The sequence below is a fragment of the Streptomyces sp. NPDC059668 genome (assembly GCF_042734135.1).
Classification (GTDB): domain Bacteria; phylum Actinomycetota; class Actinomycetes; order Streptomycetales; family Streptomycetaceae; genus Streptomyces.
The window spans coordinates 126,654-146,277 of record NZ_JBHWEL010000011.1; the positions used below are offsets into that span (position 1 = coordinate 126,654).

At 69.1% G+C, this 19,624-nt stretch carries 14 protein-coding genes; 3 read left to right on the plus strand and 11 right to left on the minus strand.

Annotation, left to right across the window (positions count from 1 at the left end):
* The first annotated feature begins 72 nt into the window (after positions 1-72).
* Both ACFV2J_RS11685 and ACFV2J_RS11690 read left to right on the plus strand, forming a co-directional pair.
* Complete coding sequence (locus tag ACFV2J_RS11685) at positions 73-1,299, plus strand: thiolase family protein (RefSeq protein WP_385088418.1); 1,227 nt, start codon at positions 73-75, stop codon at positions 1,297-1,299.
* A complete protein-coding gene (locus tag ACFV2J_RS11690; RefSeq protein ID WP_385088416.1) occupies positions 1,296-3,431 on the plus strand; it encodes a 3-hydroxyacyl-CoA dehydrogenase NAD-binding domain-containing protein in 2,136 nt (711 codons plus the stop codon). Before ACFV2J_RS11685 ends, ACFV2J_RS11690 begins: the two co-directional genes overlap by 4 nt.
* Positions 3,432-3,633: 202 nt before the next feature.
* Here the strand turns inward: ACFV2J_RS11690 and ACFV2J_RS11695 are convergent, their stop codons facing one another.
* Positions 3,634-4,647: a hypothetical protein gene (locus ACFV2J_RS11695; RefSeq protein ID WP_385438315.1), complete on the minus strand. Its 1,014-nt coding sequence runs from the start codon at positions 4,645-4,647 to the stop codon at positions 3,634-3,636.
* 90 nt (positions 4,648-4,737) lie between these two features.
* Between ACFV2J_RS11695 and ACFV2J_RS11700 the strand changes: the two genes are divergently transcribed.
* Positions 4,738-5,109: an NTP pyrophosphohydrolase gene (locus ACFV2J_RS11700; RefSeq protein ID WP_385088412.1), complete on the plus strand. Its 372-nt coding sequence runs from the start codon at positions 4,738-4,740 to the stop codon at positions 5,107-5,109.
* A gap of 253 nt (positions 5,110-5,362) precedes the next feature.
* On the opposite strand, the gene ACFV2J_RS11705 is transcribed toward ACFV2J_RS11700, so the two are convergent.
* The 10 genes from ACFV2J_RS11705 to ngcE form a co-directional block, all read right to left on the minus strand.
* Complete coding sequence (locus tag ACFV2J_RS11705; RefSeq protein ID WP_385088410.1) at positions 5,363-6,829, minus strand: ArnT family glycosyltransferase; 1,467 nt, start codon at positions 6,827-6,829, stop codon at positions 5,363-5,365.
* Positions 6,830-6,905: 76 nt separating this feature from the next.
* Entirely contained in the window at positions 6,906-8,429 is a 1,524-nt protein-coding gene (locus ACFV2J_RS11710) for an amino acid permease (protein WP_385088408.1), read from the minus strand.
* A 148-nt stretch (positions 8,430-8,577) separates the two neighbouring features.
* Positions 8,578-10,509, minus strand: coding sequence for a 1-deoxy-D-xylulose-5-phosphate synthase (dxs, locus tag ACFV2J_RS11715; RefSeq protein WP_385438319.1), 1,932 nt, complete (start codon positions 10,507-10,509; stop codon positions 8,578-8,580).
* 209 nt (positions 10,510-10,718) lie between these two features.
* Entirely contained in the window at positions 10,719-12,011 is a 1,293-nt protein-coding gene (locus tag ACFV2J_RS11720) for a sugar ABC transporter permease (RefSeq protein ID WP_385082484.1), read from the minus strand.
* A complete protein-coding gene (locus tag ACFV2J_RS11725; protein WP_168530652.1) occupies positions 12,008-12,799 on the minus strand; it encodes an ATP-binding cassette domain-containing protein in 792 nt (263 codons plus the stop codon). Before ACFV2J_RS11725 ends, ACFV2J_RS11720 begins: the two co-directional genes overlap by 4 nt.
* Positions 12,800-12,980: 181 nt before the next feature.
* On the minus strand, positions 12,981-14,084 hold the full coding sequence (locus tag ACFV2J_RS11730; protein WP_385082487.1) for a substrate-binding domain-containing protein: 1,104 nt from the start codon (positions 14,082-14,084) through the stop codon (positions 12,981-12,983).
* Between the two features lie 133 nt (positions 14,085-14,217).
* Entirely contained in the window at positions 14,218-15,417 is a 1,200-nt protein-coding gene (locus tag ACFV2J_RS11735; protein WP_385082482.1) for an ROK family protein, read from the minus strand.
* Between the two features lie 241 nt (positions 15,418-15,658).
* Complete coding sequence (locus tag ACFV2J_RS11740) at positions 15,659-16,597, minus strand: carbohydrate ABC transporter permease (RefSeq protein ID WP_385082481.1); 939 nt, start codon at positions 16,595-16,597, stop codon at positions 15,659-15,661.
* Positions 16,598-16,614: 17 nt separating this feature from the next.
* Entirely contained in the window at positions 16,615-17,547 is a 933-nt protein-coding gene (locus ACFV2J_RS11745; protein WP_385082479.1) for a carbohydrate ABC transporter permease, read from the minus strand.
* Positions 17,548-17,581: 34 nt separating this feature from the next.
* On the minus strand, positions 17,582-19,033 hold the full coding sequence (gene ngcE, locus ACFV2J_RS11750) for an N-acetylglucosamine/diacetylchitobiose ABC transporter substrate-binding protein (protein ID WP_385082478.1): 1,452 nt from the start codon (positions 19,031-19,033) through the stop codon (positions 17,582-17,584).
* Positions 19,034-19,624: the final 591 nt, after the last annotated feature.

Here is a 19,624-nt window from a genome sequence, read left to right on the forward strand (position 1 = left end):
GGGGCCGGTGAGCGCGCGCTCAGGCGTGTGCGCCGCGCAGCAGTGCCATCCCGCATCTGGAGGAGAGCCATCGTGCCTCGTACCGTCAGGGACGTCGTCTTCGTCGACGGCGTCCGCACCCCGTTCGGCAAGGCGGGCCCGAAGGGCATCTACCACGAGACCCGCGCCGACGACCTCGTCGTGAAGGCCATCCGGGAGCTGCTGCGCCGCAACCCGGGCCTCGACCCGAAGAAGATCGACGAGGTCGCCATCGCGGCGACCACGCAGATCGGTGACCAGGGTCTGACGCTGGGCCGCACGGCCGGCATCCTCGCCGGGCTCCCCCAGTCGGTCCCGGGCTACTCCATCGACCGCATGTGCGCGGGTGCGCTGACCGCCGTCACCACCACCGCCGGCTCCATCGCCTTCGGCGCGTACGACGCCGTCATCGCCGGTGGTGTCGAGCACATGGGCCGCCACCCGATGGGCGAGGGCGTGGACCCGAACCCGCGGTTCGTCAGCGAGAAGCTGGTCGACGAGTCCGCCCTCTTCATGGGCATGACCGCCGAGAACCTGCACGACCGCTACCCCACGATCACCAAGCAGCGCGCCGACGAGTACGCGGTGCGCTCGCAGGAGAAGGCCGCCAAGGCGTACGCCAACGGCAAGATCCAGCAGGACCTGGTGCCCGTCTCGGTGCGCAACACCAACGCGGAGGTCGGTGAGACGGGCTGGGGCCTGGTCACCGCCGACGAGCCGATGCGCCCGGGCACGACGCTGGAGAACCTGGCGAACCTCAAGACGCCCTTCCGCGTCCACGGCCGGGTCACCGCGGGCAACGCGGCCGGTCTCAACGACGGTGCGACCGCGTCGATCATCGCCTCCGAGGACTTCGCCCGCGAACACGACCTGCCGGTGCGGATGCGTCTGGTCTCGTACGCCTTCGCGGGCGTCGAGCCGGAGGTCATGGGCTACGGCCCGATCCCGGCCACCGAGAAGGCCCTCGCCAAGGCCGGTCTGTCGATCGAGGACATCAACCTCTTCGAGATCAACGAGGCCTTCGCCGTCCAGGTCCTCGCGTTCCTGGAGCACTACGGCATCGCCGACGACGACGCGCGCGTCAACCAGTACGGCGGCGCCATCGCCTACGGCCACCCCCTCGCCTCCTCCGGCGTCCGTCTGATGACGCAGCTGGCCCGCCAGTTCGAGGAGCAGCCGGAGGTCCGTTACGGCCTCACCACCATGTGCGTCGGCTTCGGCATGGGCGCCACGGTGATCTGGGAGAACCCGCACCACAAGGACGCCGGAGGCGACAAGTGAGCACCACCGAACTCCTCAAGGGCGCGGCCGAGCTTTTCCCCGACGAGGTCGTGACGTCCGCGAACGTACGTCACCTGGACCTGCCGTTCGGTGCGGGCCGCTTCGCGCTCATCACCCTCGACAACGGCTTCGACCACACCAAGCCGACCACCTTCGGCCCGGCCTCGCTGGCGAACCTGAACGCCGCGATCGACCAGGTCGAGAAGGAGGCGGCGGCCGGCGAGATCGTCGGTGCCGGCGTCACCGGCAAGCCGTTCATCTTCGCCGTCGGCGCCGACCTCAAGGGCGTCGAGCTGCTGAAGAGGCACGAGGACGCGCTCGCCATCGGCAAGGGCGGCCACGAGGTCTTCAAGCGGCTGTCCACGCTCGCGGTGCCGACCTTCGCCTACTACAACGGCGCGGCGATGGGCGGTGGCGTCGAGGTCGGTCTGCACTGCTCGTACCGCACGGTCTCCGCGGCCCTGCCGGCCTTCTCCCTTCCCGAGGTCTTCCTCGGCCTGGTCCCGGGCTGGGGCGGCTGCACGCTGCTGCCGAACCTGATCGGTGCCGACAAGGCCGTCTCGGTCGTCATCGAGAACTCGCTGAACCAGAACAAGCAGCTCAAGGGCGCGCAGGTCTACGAACTGGGCATCGCGGACGCCCTGTTCGAGGGTGCGGACTTCCTGGAGCAGTCGCTGCTGTGGACGGCGGCCGTCCTCAAGGGCGAGATCGTCGTCGAGCGCCCGGAGATCGACCGCGGCGAGGCCTGGGACCAGGCCGTCGCCCGGGGCCGCTTCATCGCGGACGGCAAGGTGCACGGGGCGGCTCCGGCCGCGTACCGCGCGCTGGAGATCATCGAGGCGGCCAAGGACGGCGACCTCCAGAAGGGGTACGACGCCGAGGACGTGGCGCTCGCCGACCTGATCATGGGCGGTGAACTGCGCTCCGGCATCTACGCGTTCAACCTGGTCCAGAAGCGCGCCAAGCGCCCGGCCGGTGCCCCGGACAAGTCCCTGGCCCGTCCGGTCACCAAGGTCGGCGTCGTGGGCGCGGGCCTGATGGCCTCGCAGCTCGCCCTGCTCTTCCTGCGCCGCCTCGAAGTGCCCGTCGTCCTGACGGACATCGACCAGGAGCGCGTCGACAAGGGCGTGGGCTACGTCCACGCGGAGATCGACAAGCTGCTCTCGAAGTCCCGTATCAACCAGGACAAGGCCAACCGCCTCAAGGCCCTGGTCTCCGGCGTGCTGGACAAGGCCGAGGGCTTCTCCGACGCCGACTTCATCATCGAGGCCGTCTTCGAGGAGATCGGCGTCAAGCAGCAGGTGTTCGCGGAGGTCGAGGCGGTCGCCCCGGCGCACGCGATCCTCGCCACCAACACCTCCTCGCTGTCGGTCAGCGAGATGGCGTCGAAGCTGAAGAACCCCGAGCGGGTCGTCGGTTTCCACTTCTTCAACCCCGTCGCGATCCTCCCGCTCCTGGAGATCGTGCGCGGCGAGCAGACGGACGACGCCTCGCTCGCCACGGCGTTCGCCGTCGCCAAGAAGCTGAAGAAGACCGCGGTGCTCGTGAAGGACGCCCCGGCGTTCGTCGTGAACCGCATCCTCACCCGCTTCATGGGCGAGATCCAGAACGTGATCGACGAGGGCACGCCGGTCGCGGTCGCGGAGAAGGCGGTCGAGCCCCTGGGCCTGCCGATGTCCCCGCTGGTCCTCCTGGAGCTGGTCGGTCCCGCGATCGGTCTGCACGTCTCGGAGACCCTCAACCGGGCCTTCCCGGACCGTTTCACGGTCTCCGCGAACCTCGCGGCGGTCGTCAAGGCGGGCAAGCGCGGCTTCTACGTCTACTCCGCCGAGAACGGCTTCAAGCCGGAGCTGGACCCCGAGGTCGCCGCGCTCCTCCAGCAGGGCGAGGTCGTCCTCACCGAGGAGCAGGTCCGTGGCCGCGTCCTGGACGCCGTCGCCCAGGAGATCGGGCTCATGCTCGACGAGGGTGTCGTCGCCGAGGCGCAGGACATCGACCTCTGCCTGATCACCGGTGCGGGCTGGCCCTTCCACCTGGGCGGTCTCACTCCGTACCTGGACCGTGAGGGTGTCTCCGAGCGGGTGAACGGGAAGCGGTTCCTGGAGACGGGCGTGGCTTCCGTCCCCGCGTAGGCGCTCCGCTGTTCTTCCCGGGTGCCCCGTACGCCTTCCTGGTGTGCGGGGCACCCGTGCGTTCGCGCTCCCCGGGCGCCCCGGGCGCTTCTGCGGGTGCGGGTGGTGGGGGCTGGGCGCGCCGTTCCCCGCGCCCCTGAGGGGCGCTCCTGACGGCCGGCGTTCGAGGACCAGGCCGTTCGGGCCGACGGGTGAGGCGCGGTCAGACCGGGCGCCATGCCTCCAGGGCCAGGCCCGGTTCGTCCTTGCGGCGGGTCAGCAGCAGTTCCTGCGTGCCCGGCGTGAGGGCGGCCGCCACCACACGCCCGTCCTCGTCCCGCGTCATCGACACCGTCGCGTCGGCGGGCAGCCGGGGGCCCGACTCCGTCCACCACGCCCCCGCCGACTCCTGCTCGGTCGGATAGGCGGCGAACGATATCCGTCCGCTGGCGGAGCGCTGCGCGAGCAGCGTGCAGTCGTGGCCGTCGAGTTCGCAGCGGATGACGGACACGGGACCGGGTCCGACGGACGGCAGCAGCGGTACGGGCTTGGCACCCGGCCGCCAGGCGCACAGTTCACCCGCCTCGTCGGTGTAGAAGAGCGTGCTGGACTCGGGGGACGTGGCGAGCGCGCGGAGGGTGCCGGGACGTACCGACGCCTCCAGCGCCTCCTCCATGGCCGGTCGCGCGCCCGGCTCCTCCTGGCGCCAGTGCAGGATCCCGTCCGGGACGGCCGCGAACAGCTCGACGAGCCCGGACTCCCCCGTCACGGCCGCCAGATCCCGTACGTCGCTTCCTCCGAGGTCGCGCCACGGGTCCCAGCCGCCCTTCTCCTTCTGGGCGACCATGCCGACCCCGCCGCCCTTGGTGCGCACGAAGACGTGGGCGCGGCCCCGGCCGTCGACCGCCACCGCCGGATCGCCGGTCCGGTCACCCTTCTTGTCGGGGTGTCCGATCGGCGTCCAGTCGAGGGCGGACAGCCGTGGGCGGAAGTGCGTGGAGTGGACGAGCCCCGACTCCCCGGTCACCGTCGGGCGCCAGGAGACGAGGTGGGTGTAGCCGTCGGGGCCCTGGCCGACCGCGAGCACGGGGTGCAGACGCTGGTCGCCGCCGACCGTGCGCGCGGGGTCCCAGGAACCGCCGGGCCCGCGCTCCGCCCGGCAGAGGACGGCGGTGTCCGACAGCAGGTACACACTGAGCCTGCCGTCGCGACCGCGTCTGAGCCATTCGCCGTTCACCGGTTCACTCTAAGCCGGGGCCCCGTGGCTCTCGCCAGGGGCCCGGCAGCCGTCCGTGGGGCGACGGCGGTTCGTGCGACCCTGGCCCCCATGGACGACCCCCTGCTCGTGATCATCGACGGTGCCAATGTCGTCGGCTCCGTGCCCGACGGCTGGTGGCGCGACCGCCGGGGAGCCGCGGAGCGCTTGCGGGACCGGCTCGCCCGGGAGGGGCTGCCGGGACACGACGGACCGGTGGAACTCGTCCTCGTGGTCGAGGGCGCGGCCAGGGGCGTGGAGCCGGTGGCGGGAGTACGGGTCGAGGCTGCCCCCGGCAGCGGGGACGACCGCATCGTGGAGCTGGTGGAGGAGGCCCGTGACCGTCCCCGCCTGGTCGTCACGGCCGACCGTGAACTGCGGCGCAGGGTCACCGCGGCGGGGGCCGGGGTGACGGGGCCGAGGGCGGTACGGGACGGGGCGTGAACCGTACGGCCGGGCACGGCTGCGAGCACGGGGACGGCGGCGGTCGCGGGGCGACTCGGTGCGGTCCGGCCCCGTGGGCCGTCCTGAGTCCCTGACGCCCGTACGCGGCCCGCCGGCGCCCTCCCACCCGGCGGCCGGGGCCCGATGACACCCCGAGCCCGCGGGCGGCCCGACGGCGCCCTGAGGCCCGTACGCGGCCCGTTGGCGGTCCGGGCCCGCCGCGCGGTGCGGCGACGCCCCCCGCGGCACGAGGTCAGTCCTGGGCGTCCGTACGTGTGTACAGCACCGCCCCGTCGACGGTGCCCGCCACCTCGTACCCCTCGGCCAGCAGCCGGCGCAGCGACGGCACCCGGTCCGGCGCGTACTGCCGGCCGCGGGAGTCGTCGACGACGAGGACCGGCGGGCGGGTCGCCAACTCCGCCCGGAACACCGGCCAGGCGCCCTCGACGGCGTACTTCTCGCCGACCTCGGGACCGTCGCGGCCGCCGCTGTAGTTGGTGAGGAGACCGGCGGTCAGATAGCGGGTGGCGGGGGCACGGCCCGCCAGCCAGTACGTCTCCGGGTGCATGCCCCAGACGAGGACGCGGTCCCCGGGCCGGGTGCGGTGGGCGAGGGCGGCGGCGAGGCGCTGGGAGTGGGCGAGTTCGGGGCGCGGCGCGAGCAGCCCCCAGGCCAGGAACAGCGCACAGCAGCAGGCCGAGGTCAGCGCCGCGGTCGACAGACGCTCGCGGGGCAGGTTCTGTAGCGCCGCGGTCGCCAACAGCACCGCGGACGGGATGAGTTGCAGGTAGTAGTGGCCGAAGAAATGGAAACCGGTCAGCACGGCCGCCGTCGACGAGCCGAGCCACAGCCACAGGTCGGCCGAGCCCGTGCGGGCGACCCGCAGCGCCCGGAGGACCGGCGGGATCAGCCCCGCGCAGGCCACCGCCAGGATCGCCGCGTTGACCAGCCCCCGGCCCAGGACGTGGAGTTCCGAGCCGGTGAAGGAGGCGTAGGCGCCCGAGCCGGTGACGGTCCAGAACAGCAGGCCCGCCGGGTCGGTGAGCAGGGCCACGGCGGCCGGCGGGGCGAGGGCCCCGACCCCCGTCCGCAGCAGGCCCCTGCGGGGGAACTCCGCGTGCCGCCACAGCAGCCAGAGCACCGGGACGAGTACGGCCGCGCCGGTCTGCTTGACCAGGAAGGAGCAGGCGACCGCGACGCCAGCCCCGCCCCAGCGGCCCCGGTCGGCGCACCACATCGCGGCGGCCGTGCAGGGCAGTATGAACACCTCGAAGGTGGCGGCCTGCGCGTCCTCGGGGTTGAGCCCGATCGACACCAGCGCGTACAGCACCCCCGCCGTGCGTCCGGCCCGGTCGCCCCAGCGGCGCCTGGCCAGGGAGGCCAGCAGCACGGCCGTCGACAGCTGGGCCACCACCGCCAGCACCCTGACCGGGGTCAGCGAGCCGGAGCCGAACACCGCGAACGCGCCTTCGTACAGCCACGGCACGAGGGGCGGCTTGCGGTCCACGACCGTCCGGTACAGCTCTCCCCCGCCCGCCAGTATCCGCGCCTGCACGGCGAGATAGCCCTCGTCCGGGCTCCACAGGGGCCCCACGAAAGAGGGCACCCGGGTGAGGGCGACCAGCACCGTGAGGACGGGAAGCAGCCGTCTCCAGTAGCCGCCGCCCGGCAGCCGGGACCCGGTGGCGGTGCGTGGTGTGTCCAGGAGCCCGGCGCGCATACGGTGCACGCTATCCGGCTACGCACTCCCTACCGAAGCGGGACATACGGGACCGGAGTCGTCGAGGGCGAGCCGGTCACGGCCCGTGCGGTCCCGGCGTCTTCCCCGTCCCGCCCTGCTCGGCCTTCCGCTGGAGCCCCAGGCGGCTGTGCGAGCGTCCGTACAGGAAGTAGACGACGCAGCCGACCGCCATCCAGATCAGGAACCGCAGCCAGGTCTCCGCGGGCAGGTTCAGCATCAGCCACAGCGAGGCGAGCACCGACAGCGCCGGGACCAGCGGCACCAGCGGGGTGCGGAAGGCGCGGTGCAGGTCGGGGCGGGTGTGGCGGAGGATGATGACGCCGGTCGCGACGACGACGAAGGCGAAGAGCGTGCCGATGTTGACCAGTGCGGCGAGTTCGCTCAGGCTCGTGAAGCCCGCGAGGATCGCGATGATCACGCCGAGCAGGATGGTCGGCCGGTGCGGGGTACGGAACCTCGGGTGGACGTGGGAGAAGAACCGCGGCAGCAGCCCGTCGCGGCTCATCGCGAAGAAGACCCGGGTCTGCCCGAGGAGAAGGATCATGCAGACCGTGGTCAGTCCGACGGCGGCGCCGAAGCTGATCACGCCCGCGTACCAGGGGTGCCCGGTCGCCTTGAAGGCGTCGGCGAGCGGCGCGTCGATCGACAGCCGGGTGTACTTCTGCATGCCCGTGACGACGATCGAGACGGCGACGTAGAGCGCGGTGCAGATGAACAGCGAGCCGAGGATGCCGCGCGGCATGTCCCGCTGCGGGTTCTTGGTCTCCTCGGCCGCGGTGGCCACGACGTCGAAGCCGATGAAGGCGAAAAAGACGACGGAGGCGGCGGTGAAGATGCCCATCACACCGAAGCTGGAGGGCGTGTAGCCGGACAGCAGCTGGATGAGCGGGGCCTGGAGACTGTTGCCCGCCTTCTGCGGCTGCGCCTTGGGGATGAACGGCTCGTAGTTGTCGCCGACGATGAAGAAGGCGCCCGCGACGATCACGATCAGCACGACGGTGACCTTGATGGCGACGACGACCGTGGTGACCCGGGCGGACAGCTTCACGCCGATGACCAGGATCGCGGTGAGCACCAGCACCAGCGCGGCGGCGAGGACGTCGAACCCGAACCCGGTGGCCCCGTCCCGCCCACTGAGGGAGGCGGGCAGATGCCAGCCGGCGTTGTCCAGCAGCGAGCGCACGTACCCGGACCAGCCGACCGCCACCACCGCCGTGCCGAGCGCGAACTCCAGCACCAGGTCCCAGCCGATGATCCAGGCCGGCAGTTCGCCGAGCGAGGCGTACGAGAAGGTGTAGGCGGACCCCGCCACCGGGACCGTGGACGCGAACTCGGCGTAGCACAGCGCGGCCAGGCCGCAGACGATGCCCGCCACGACGAACGCCAGCGAGACCCCGGGGCCCGCGTTCTCCTTGGCGACCTTGCCGGTGAGCACGAAGATGCCGGTGCCGATGATGACACCGACGCCGAAGACGGTGAGGTCCAGAGCGGACAGCGACTTCCTGAGTGCGTGCTCCGGCTCCTCGGTGTCCAGGATCGACTGTTCGATCTTCTTGGTCCTGAAGAGGTTGCTGCTCACGGGGCCTACCTCCACGCTTGACGTCCTCGACATGATCGAGGGGGCGTGTACGGCGGATGCCCCGGCGTGGACGGGTTCACGCGAACGGGCCGGTTCCACCACCCGTACAGGGTGCTGGAACCGGCCCGATGGGCCTGCTGCCCGGGCGTCAGTCGCGCGCGGGCTCCACCGAGTCCACGGCGTGCGCGGACGTGCGCTCGAAGCGCCCGTCGAGCTTGGAGACGAGGCCGGTGACCTGCCGGGCGATGTCCGGGGCGGTCAGACCGATCTCCGTCATGACCTCGGCGCGGGAGGCGTGGTCGAGGAAGCGCGGCGGGATGCCGAAGTCGCGCAGCGGGACGTCGACGCCCGCGTCGCGCAGGGCCTGCGCGATCGACGAGCCGACCCCGCCGACGCGCGAGTTGTCCTCGACGGTGACGACCACCCGGTGCTGCTCGGCGAGGGGCGCCATGGCCTCGTCGACCGGCTTGACCCAGCGCGGGTCGACGACGGTCGTGGTGATGCCCTGCTTGTCGAGCAGACCGGCGATCTCCAGGCACATCGGCGCGAGCGCGCCGACCGAGACGAGCAGGACGTCCGGGATGTCGGTACCGGCCTCCCGCAGGACGTCCATGCCGCCGATCCGGCCCACGGCGGGCACGGCCGGGCCGACCGCGCCCTTGGAGAAGCGGACCACCGTCGGCGCGTCGTCGACCTCGACGGCCTCGCGCAGCTGGGCGCGGACCTGGTCGGCGTCGCGCGGTGCGGCGAGCCGGAGGCCGGGGACGACCTGGAGGATCGACATGTCCCACATGCCGTTGTGCGAGGCGCCGTCGGTGCCGGTGACGCCCGCGCGGTCGAGGACGAAGGTGACACCGCACTTGTGCAGGGCCACGTCCATCAGGACCTGGTCGAAGGCGCGGTTGAGGAAGGTCGCGTAGACGGCGAAGACGGGGTGCAGGCCGCCGGTGGCGAGGCCGGCCGCGGAGACGGCGGCGTGCTGCTCGGCGATGCCGACGTCGTACACCCGCTTGGGGAAGGCCTTGGCGAACTTGTCCAGGCCGACCGGCTGGAGCATGGCGGCCGTGATGGCGACGATGTCCTTGCGCTCCTGGCCCAGCTTGACCATCTCCTCGCCGAAGACGGAGGTCCAGTCGGCACCGGAGGAGGCGATCGGCAGGCCCGTGTCGGGGTGGATCTTGCCGACGGCGTGGAAACGGTCGGCCTCGTCCTGGAGGGCCGGCTGGTAGCCGCGGCCCTTCTCGGTGAGGCAGTGCACGATGACCGGGCCGCCGAAGCGCTTGGCGCGGGCCAGCGCCGACTCCAGGGCCTCGATGTCGTGGCCGTCGATCGGGCCGACGTACTTCAGGCCGAGGTCCTCGAACATGCCCTGCGGGGCGATGAAGTCCTTGAGGCCCTTCTTGGCGCCGTGCAGCGTCTCGTAGAGCGGCTTGCCGACGACCGGCGTGCGCTCCAGGAGGTCCTTGCCGCGGGCCAGGAAGCGCTCGTAGCCGTCCGTGGTGCGCAGGGTCGCCAGGTGGTTCGCGAGGCCGCCGATCGTAGGGGCGTACGAACGCTCGTTGTCGTTGACGACGATCACCAGCGGACGGTCCTTGGCGTCCGCGATGTTGTTCAGCGCCTCCCAGGCCATGCCGCCGGTGAGGGCGCCGTCACCGATGACGGCGACCACGTGGTCGTTTTTGCCGAGCACCTCGTTGGCCTTCGCCAGGCCGTCGGCCCAGCCGAGGACCGTCGAGGCGTGCGAGTTCTCGATCACGTCGTGCTCGGACTCGCCCTGCGAGGGGTAGCCGGACAGGCCGCCCTTCATCTTCAGCTTGGAGAAGTCCTGACGGCCGGTGAGCAGCTTGTGGACGTAGGACTGGTGACCGGTGTCCCACAGCACCCTGTCCTTGGGCGACTCGAAGACGCGGTGCAGCGCGATGGTGAGCTCCACGACACCGAGGTTGGGGCCGAGGTGGCCGCCGGTCTTGGAGACCGCGTCGACGAGAAAGGTCCTGATCTCGCCGGCCAGCTGATCCAGCTGCTCCAGGCTGAGCCGGTCCAGATCGCGCGGTCCCGTGATGCGGGTCAGCAGCGGCACCCGTGCCTCCTTGCAGGTAGAGCTGTTCGAGCTTTGCCGGGCTTGTCGAGTCTAATGTTCCGCCTTTTCGCCCGACGCCCGGCCCCGGGGGTCCATGTCACCCGTTCGGAGTACCCGGGTGCCCGGGTGCGGACATGACTGTGCCCGGCACCAGTGGTGCCGGGCACGAGTCCGGGAGGGCCGCGACGACGGGCCCTCCCCGTCAGCCGCTACGCGCGCCCGGCCGACTTCTGGGTCTTGCGGGTCACCGCGTCGATGACGACGGTGGCGAGGAGCACACCACCGGTGATCATGTACTGGACCGGCGAGGCGATGCCCTGCAGGGCCAGGCCGTACTGGATCGAGACGATGACCAGCACACCGAGCAGCGCGTTCCAGGTGCGGCCACGGCCGCCGAAGAGGCTGGTGCCACCGATGACGGCCGCCGCGATGGCGTTCATCAGCAGGTCACCGCCGCCCGCGCCCTGGTTGGCGGAGGCGATCTTCGAGGCGATGAACAGACCGCCGATGGCGGCGAAGGTACCGGAGATCGCGAAGACCGAGATCCGGACCATCTCGACGTTGATACCGGCACGCCGGGAGGCCTCGACGCTGCCACCGAGCGCGAAGATCTTCCGGCCGTACGCGGTACGGCGGAGCACGAAGTCCGTGACCAGCAGCACCGCGATGAAGATCACCACGGCCAGCGGGAGACCCTTGTACTGGTTGTACGTGATCGCCACGGCGAAGGCGACGACCGCCAGCAGCACGGTACGCAGGATCGTCTCGCTCAGCGGCCGGGACGGGACGCCCGCGGCCTCACGGCGCTTGTTGCCGTAGAACGAGGTCAGGAAGAACACCGCGGTGACGCCGATGGCGAGCACGTAGGCGGCGGCCACATCGGTGAAGTAGTAGCTGGTCAGCTTGGCCACGAGGCCTTCGCTGTCCAGGTTGATGGTGCCGCTGCTGCCGAGGATCTGGAGCATGAAGCCGTTCCAGAACAGCAGACCCGCCAGCGTGACGGCGAAGGCCGGCACACCGATGCGCGCGAAGACGAAGCCGTGGATCGCGCCGGCGACCGTGCCGGTGAGGATGGCGAGCACGAAGGCCAGCCACTCGTTCATGCCGTGCGTGACGTTCAGCACCGCGAAGGCCGCGCCCGCGACACCGGAGACCGAGCCGACCGACAGGTCGATCTCACCGAGCAGCAGGACGAAGACGATACCGACCGCGATCATGCCCGTGCCGACCATGGCGACGGAGATGTCGGACAGGTTGCCCGCGGTGAGGAAGTTGGAGTTCAGGCTCTGGAAGATGATCCAGATGATGATGAGGCCGATGACGACCGGCATCGAGCCGAGGTCGCCGGCCTTCATCTTCCGCTTGAACTCGGACACGTATCCCGCGAGGCCCTGCTCGCGGACGAGGAGCCGGGGGTCGACCACGGTGACCGCCGCGGCGGCCGCCTCGGGGTTCTCCACGGCGTGGTCCTCGGGGGTCTCAGAGGTCTTGTCGATGCTCACTTCTGAGCCTCCCCATTGCTGCGCGCCGCACGACGGGTCACGGCGTTCTCCGTGGCGCCCGTGATGGCGGAGATGATCTCTTCCTGCGAGGTCGACTTGACCTCGAAGATGCCGTTGTTGCGCCCGAGGCGCAGGACGGCGACCTTGTCGGCCACGGCCTTGACGTCCGCCATGTTGTGGCTGATGAGGATGACCGCGTGGCCGCGCTCGCGCAGCCGCTCGACCAGGTCGAGGACCTGGGCGGTCTGCTCGACACCGAGGGCCGCGGTGGGCTCGTCGAGGATGACGAGCTTGGGCTCGCCGAGCATCGAACGGGCGATCGCCACGGTCTGGCGCTGACCGCCGGAGAGCGAGGCGATCGGGATACGGACGCTGGGAATGCGGATGGACAGCGTGTCCAGCAGCTCGCGCGAGCGGCGCTCCATCTCGACCTCGTCCAGGATGCCGCGCTTCTTCAGCTCCCGGCCCAGGTAGAGGTTGCCGACGACGTCGATGTTGTCGCAGAGCGCGAGGTCCTGGTAGACGGTCGCGATTCCGAGGCCCTGGGCGTCCTGCGGCTTGTTGATGTGGACGGACTTGCCGTCCCACTCGATGGCGCCTTCATCGATGGGGTGCACACCGGCGATCGTCTTCACCAGCGTGGACTTTCCGGCACCGTTGTCGCCCACCAGGGCGACCACTTCGCCGGCGTGGACCTCAAGCTCGACATCGGTGAGCGCCTGGACGGCACCGAATCGCTTGGAGACCCCGCGCAACGCCAGAACAGGCGTAGCGGACACGTTAACCATCTCCTTCGCCGCCTGACCCGGCGGGAGGTTGTGCAGAAGTTTGTGGAGTGTTCCGTCCGGCGCCCCGCCCTAGCTTTGCGGGGCTGATGGATGCGGGGCGCCGGAGGAGTTCTGGATCACGCAGATCCGGTAAGGGAATTCAGGTCCGAATTCCCTTACGCGGTGGGATACCTGCGGCCGACTACTTGATGCCGAGCGCGTCGCACTTCGCCTTGTAGGCGCCCGTGCAGATGTCGCTGACCGTGTAGACGCCGTCCTTGAGGACGGTGTCCTTGATGTTGTCCTTGGTCAGCGAGGTGACCGGGACGAGCACCGAGGGGACGGCCTTCGTGGTGGGGCTGTCGACCTTGTCCTTGGCGACCGTGGAGAGCGACTTGCCCTGGGCGAGCGCGACGGCCATCTCGGCGGCGGCGTCGGCCTCGGGGGCGTACGGCTTGTAGACGCTCATGAACTGCTCACCCGCGAGGATGCGCTGCACACCCGCGAGCTCGGCGTCCTGGCCGGTGACCGGGACGGAGAGACCGGCGGCCTTGAGGGCGGTGATGATACCGCCGGCCATGCCGTCGTTGGCGGAGTAGACGCCGACGATGTTCTTCTTGCCGAGGGCGGTGATGGCGCCCTCCATGTTGGCGTTGGCGTTCTCCGGCTTCCAGTCCTTGGTGTCGTACTCCTTGCCGACGTTCACCTTGCCGTCGAGGACGGAGTGGGCTCCGGCCTTGAACTGGGCGGCGTTCGGGTCGGTGGACGACCCGTTCATCATCACGATCTTGCCGGACTTGGCCTTCGAGCCGAGGGCCTGGAGAAGGGCCTCACCCTGGGTCTTGCCGACCGTCGTGTTGTCGAACGAGGTGTAGGCGTCGATCGGACCCTGCGCGAGACGGTCGTAGGCCACGACCGGGATGCCGGCGTCCTTGGCCTTCTGGACCGAGCTCTTGATGGCCGCGGCGTCCACAGCGTCGACGATCAGGACGTCCACCTTGTTGGTGACCATCGTGTCGACCTGCTGGTTCTGCGTGCTGGCGTCCTGCTTGGCGTTGGCGTAGACGACCTCGCCCTTGTTGTTCGTGAGCTCCTTGATCTTCTTCTCGATCAGGGGCTTGTCGAACTTCTCGTAACGCGCGGTCTGGTTCTCGGGAAGGAGCAGACCGACCTTGATCGCGTCGCCCTTCTTGGTGGAGCTGGAGCTGGAGCTGTCGCTCTTGTCGCTGGACTCCTTGGCACTGCCACAGGCGGCCAGCGAGACGGCCATCGCACCAGCGGCAACGGCAACGGCGGCACGACGCATACGCGTGTTCACTTCAGAAACCTCCCTGACGAGGCCGCGTCGTTGCGGCCGAGGTGGCTGGAAGTCAACTCGGCCACACGTGCGACGTCAAGAAGTAAATACTTAACGAGATGGCAACGGTGCCATGCGTTCTCTAAGTGAAGGCAGGGGTAACGGCGGACAGCGATCCGTCCAAAAGGGTCGAATCGCCCATCTCGCTGAGTGCGAGCGCGAGCGCCCCGAGAACCTCCGCGCGGCCGCCAAGTGCCCCTGGAAGCACCGACAGTTGGCGGGCCGCACTGGGGATCGCATAGCGCCCGACGGACTCCCTGATGGGCCCCAGGACGAGTTCGCCGGCCTCGGCGAGATCACCGCCGAGCACCACTCTGCTCGGGTTGAGCAGATTGCAGAGATTCGCCACACCACTCCCGATATGACGTCCGACGTCGGCGATGACCCGCCGGCAGCCCGGGTCACCGTCACGGGCCAGCCTGACCACGCCCTCCATGGTCAGATCGGTGCCGTGACTCGACTGCAGGAGCGGCAGCACGTACCGGGCCGCCGTGAAGGTCTCCAGGCAGCCCCGGTTGCCGCAGCGGCAGACCGGGCCCGATTCGTCGAGGGTGATGTGCCCTATCTCACCGGCCGTGCCGCCCGGCCCGCGGTAGATCTTGCCGCTGATCACCAGGCCCGCGCCGACACCGCTCGCGACCTTGATGTACGCCAGGTCCCTGACCCCGCGGCCACTGCCCCAGACCAGTTCCCCGAGCGCGCCCAGATTGGCGTCGTTGTCCACGTACACGGGCACGCCGAGCCGCCCCCGCAGCTCCTCGGCGGGCCGCGCGCCGGTCCAGCCCGGCAGGATCGAGGTGGACCCCAGGGTCCCCGACTCGACGTCGATCGGGCCGGGCACCCCGAGCCCCACGCCCGCGATCTTGGTACGGTCCACCCCGGTCACCGCGATCAGGCGGCTGACCAGCTCTTCCGCCCGGTCGAACCCCTGGGCGGCCGAGGCGTCCACGTCCAGCGGCTCGGACTCCTCGGCCAGCACCTGGTGGGCGAGGTTGCCGATCGCGACGCGCAGATGCGTATGACCGAAGTCGACTCCGATGACGATGCCGGCGTCGCCGCTCAGGGACACGCTGCGGGCCCTGCGGCCACCCGCCGAAGTGGGTGTGACCTCGACCGTTCCGCTGTCCTTCAGCTCCCGGACGATATTGGAAACGGTCGCGGCGGACAGGCCCGTCGTCCTCGCGATCTCCGCCTGCGTGAGCGATCCGGCAAGACGCACCGCTCGCACGACACGCTCCAGATTGGCTCGGTGCAGCGACGACTGCGACCCCGGAGTCTCCATCGACTCATCCACTCCTGCCCTCAGCCGGACGGCCCCGATGCCGCCCGTGTGATCCGGGTCACAGCAGCGGAACCCGGGTCACTTACAAGTTGTGAACTCCAAGCTCCGCTGAACGGGTTACCGCAGTCAAGTCCTTGAGGGAAATCCGGGACGACAAGCCCCGTTCCGTTTCCGTTACCGCCCCGACACACACCCGCCACCCCCGTGGCGGGGGTGGCGGGTGCGCGAGAGGGCCGGATCGTTACTTGAGCGTGGCCGAGGTGAGACCCGCCTGGACCTGCCGCTGGAAGGACAGGTACACGATGAGCATGGGCACCATCGCGATGGTCACGCCCGCGAAGAGCACCGGCAGGTCGGTCGCGTACCCCTGCTGCTGCTGGAGCTGGATGAGCCCCTGGGTCAGGACATATCGCTCCGGATCGGCGCTGGTCTGCGGCTGCATCAGCACGGACGGCAGGATGTACTGGTTCCACTGGCCCAGCACGTTGAAGATGCCGACGCTCAGCAGACCGGGCTTGGCCATCGGCAGCATGACCTGGAAGAAGGCCCGGGAGTGCGAGGCCCCGTCCAGCACCGCCGCCTCGAAGACCGCCGTGGGAAGCGTGCGGAAGAACGAGTGCATGAAGAAGACGGTGAACGGCATCGAGTAGGCGACGTACACCAGGATCAGTCCCTGGTACGTGTTCAACATGTCGAGACGCTTGACCATGAAGAACAGCGGCACCAGGGCGAGGAAGACGGGGAACATGGCCCCGCCGACGAAGAAGTAGTACACGATCCGGTTGCCCGGGAACTCGTAGCGGGCCAGGACGTACGCCGCCATGGAGCCCAGCAGCATGGTCAGCGGGACCGAGAACACCAGCACGATCAGGGTGTTCGCGAAGTAGTCGCCGATGCCCTTGTTCCAGGCCCGCCGGAAGACGTCGAAATCCCAGTGCGAGGGCCAGCCCAGGGCCGAACCGCCGATCTGCGCGTCGGTCTTGAAGGAGCTCAGGACCAGCCACAGCAGCGGCAGGATGATCAGCACGGCCCACAGGACGAGGAACCCGTGCGAGAAGACGTTCAGGGTCATGCCCTCGCTGCGCCGGTCGCCGGGGCGCGCCGGAGTCTTGCCGGCCGTCCGCTGCGGGGGTACGCCGGCGCCGCCGACCTTCGTCGGCTCGGTGATGGGTGCGCTCATAGTCGTCTGTCTCCCGCTCAGAACTCGATGCGCTCGCGGCGGGTGGCGCGCAGCGTGACGACGGACAGGATCAGGGTGAGAAGGAGCATGATGACGCCCATGGCGCAGGCGTAGCCGCTCTTCCCGTAGTAGAGGAAGTTGCGCATCATGACGTTCGCCATGACCTCGCTGTGGTGGTCGGGTCCGCCGCCGTACCCGGTGCCCTGGGTCATCGTCGAGACCAGGACGAACATGTCCATGGCGATGATCCCCAGATAGACCCAGGCGGTCTGCACGGTGTCCCACAGCAGCGGCAGGGTGACCCGGAAGAAGGTGTGCGTGCGGCTCGCGCCGTCGAGCAGCGCGGCCTCGTAGATGTCCCTCGGGATGGACTGCATGGCCGCGGAGAACAGCACCAGATAGAAGCCGACGCCGTGCCAGACGACGACCGCCATCAGGCACCAGATCACCAGGTCGGGCTCGTTCATCCACTCGATCGGATTGTTGCCGTTCTCCAGACCGAGCTTGATCAGGATTCCGTTGAGCAGACCGCCGCTGTCACTGCGGTAGAGCGCTCCGAAGAGCACCGCGACGATGGCGAGGGACAGCACCTGCGGGAAGAAATAGACGATCTTGTAGAAGCCGGATCCCGCGACGCCCTGCACACCTCCGGCGCCGCCCCGGCCGCCCGCGTTCACCATGAAGGCGAAGAACAGGGCGAGCAGAATGGTGATCACCGGGATGAACACCAGGAACAGGATGTTGTGCCAGATGGCGCCCATGAACACGTCGTCCTGGAACAACGCCTTGTAATTGTCCAGGCCGACGAAACTGAACGTCTGGGACTGGCCCTTCCAGTCGGTGAAGGAGTAACCGATGGTCTGTACGTAAGGCCAGATCACGAAGATCAGATACAGCGCCAAAGGTGCGAGGAGAAACCCCGCGACGAACCGGTACTGCCCTTTTCGCATGGCATCCTGCCCCTGGTGTTCCGGGTGTGCGTGATCAGTCGCGGTGGTTCTTCTTGGAAGCCGGGTCCTTGGCGGCCTTGTCGACGGCCGCCTGGGCCCGCTTCAGCCATTCCTTCGGCTGAATTCGCTTGGCCATCAGCTCGTTGGACGCGTTCTGAATGGAGACGTCCATCTCGCTGTACCAGTTGGGGTACAGGTAGTTGAAGGTGTTGTCGCCGGCCGCCTTGGAGGCCTCGACGGTGGACTGCGTTCCGGGACGCAGCTGCACGCCGTCGCTCACGCCGTCCTTGAGGATGGTGAGCGAGTTGGCCTTCTGCGCGAAGAGCGTCGACCACTCCTTGGAGAGCATGGAGCGCATGAACTCCTGGGCCCCGGCGAGGTTTCCGGCCTTCGCGGGGATGATGAAGGGCTCGCCCGAGCCGGCCCGGATCGCCTCGAAGGGCAGCTTGTCCCCCGACAGGCTGGGCATCGGCATGAACTTCATGTCGAAGTCGGTGGGGGTCTGCTTCAGCTGCTCGTTCTCCAGCCAGGAACCACAGGTGATGAACGCGGCCTTGTACTGGTTCCAGCGGGTCTGGGACTCCGTGTGCGTCAGGGCGTTGGTGCCCGGCATGAGGTAGCCCTTCTCGACGACCTCGTAGATCGCGTCGATGGCCGCCGCCGCCGCGTCGCTGCCGACGAACGCCTTGGGGTCCAGGTTGTCGATCGCCTTCATGGCGTCCAGACCGCCCTGCTTGGCGATCAGGTCCATGATGGCGACGTTGATGTAGTACGGGTACTTGCCCTGGTGGGCGAGACCGCCCATGCCCTGCGACTTGGCTTCCTTGCAGATGGCGAGGAAGGCGTCCCAGGTCTTCGGAACCTCCCAGCCCTTCTCCTTGAAGAGCTTGCCGGAGTACCAGAGGCCCCACACCGTGTAGATGTAGTTGAGGGACACGACCTTGCCGCCCTGCAGGCCCGGGTCGAGCGTGCCCGGGATCAGGGTGTCGCGGACCTTCTTGGACGGGTCGTCGATCGACGGGGCGTCCAGGACCGCGGCCAGGTCCAGCAGGTTGCCGTTCTTGTAGAGCACGTCCAGCTTGATCTGCTGCGCGCCCGAGTCGTCGACGATGTCCGGCGGGTTGCCGCCGTTGAAGCGCGGCTGGAGCTTGCCGGTGATCTCCTGGGTGCCGGTGTGGGCGCTGGTGGTGCCCCACTTCTTGTCGAACGCCGCTTCCCAGGCCTTGGCGTAGTCGTCGCCGTAACCGCCCTTGAAGACGACGACGTCGAGCTTTCCGCCCTTTGCCACACCGAAGGGGTTGGTCTTGCTGGTCTTGGCCTTGTCCTTGCCCTTGTCGCCGGAGTTGTCGTCGCCTCCGCCGCTCGCACACGCGGACAGGAAGCTCATCGTGGGTACGGAGATCAGACCGAGTGCGGCCGACCGCTTGATCAGATCGCGCCGGCCGACACCTTCGGGGCTGCTGTTCTCGGCGGAAGTGGATCCCATGCTCAAGTCCTCGCCTTCTCCAGGACTCAGGCGGTGAACCGGATCCTCCCCGGCACCGCGGTTAGGTCAAGCTGGGGTCGTGCATGAGGGATTCAGTGGGTCAACGCGGCGATCCCTGCCCTTGTAAACGGCCGCCGACGCCCGATTCCCCCTGGTACATGCCTGTCCGCGGCCGTCGAACGACTGGGCGGATGCCGACAGGTATAGTCCACTTCCCGCCAGCGGAGCAAGATCGAATGCAGGTTTGCCCGCGGGTCTTTTCCGAGTTGAGACCTCCCGGAAATATGGGGCGACCGACCCCTCCCCGGCAGAAGATCGACACGGCGTCAATCTCCCGCCTTGGGAGTAATGCGCACCTCGCCGCGCGACATTCTCCCCGGATGCCACATCCAACACCCTTGACACCGCTGACAACTTGACTCCCTACTGGTCCTTGCGCAGCAGAATTGACAACGTTGTCCGCGCGCGTGCGAGTGAGTCGAAGGGGCGCGCCGGTATCGGGAGAACGAGTGCACGTGGGCCCTCGGGGCCGAGCGGGCCGCACTCCCGAATCCGGCTGGAGCGCCCTGAGGTGAACGCGCAAAACAAGCA

Coding starts and splice junctions, on each gene's coding strand:
- ACFV2J_RS11740 (WP_385082481.1), bottom strand. CDS start 16,597: ATGAGCGCACCCATCACCGAGCCGACGAAGGTCGGCGGCGCCGGCGTA.
- ACFV2J_RS11730 (WP_385082487.1), bottom strand. CDS start 14,084: ATGCGTCGTGCCGCCGTTGCCGTTGCCGCTGGTGCGATGGCCGTCTCG.
- ACFV2J_RS11745 (WP_385082479.1), bottom strand. CDS start 17,547: ATGCGAAAAGGGCAGTACCGGTTCGTCGCGGGGTTTCTCCTCGCACCT.
- ngcE (WP_385082478.1), bottom strand. CDS start 19,033: ATGGGATCCACTTCCGCCGAGAACAGCAGCCCCGAAGGTGTCGGCCGG.
- ACFV2J_RS11700 (WP_385088412.1), top strand. CDS start 4,738: ATGGACGACCCCCTGCTCGTGATCATCGACGGTGCCAATGTCGTCGGC.
- ACFV2J_RS11725 (WP_168530652.1), bottom strand. CDS start 12,799: ATGGTTAACGTGTCCGCTACGCCTGTTCTGGCGTTGCGCGGGGTCTCC.
- ACFV2J_RS11735 (WP_385082482.1), bottom strand. CDS start 15,417: ATGGAGACTCCGGGGTCGCAGTCGTCGCTGCACCGAGCCAATCTGGAG.
- ACFV2J_RS11705 (WP_385088410.1), bottom strand. CDS start 6,829: ATGCGCGCCGGGCTCCTGGACACACCACGCACCGCCACCGGGTCCCGG.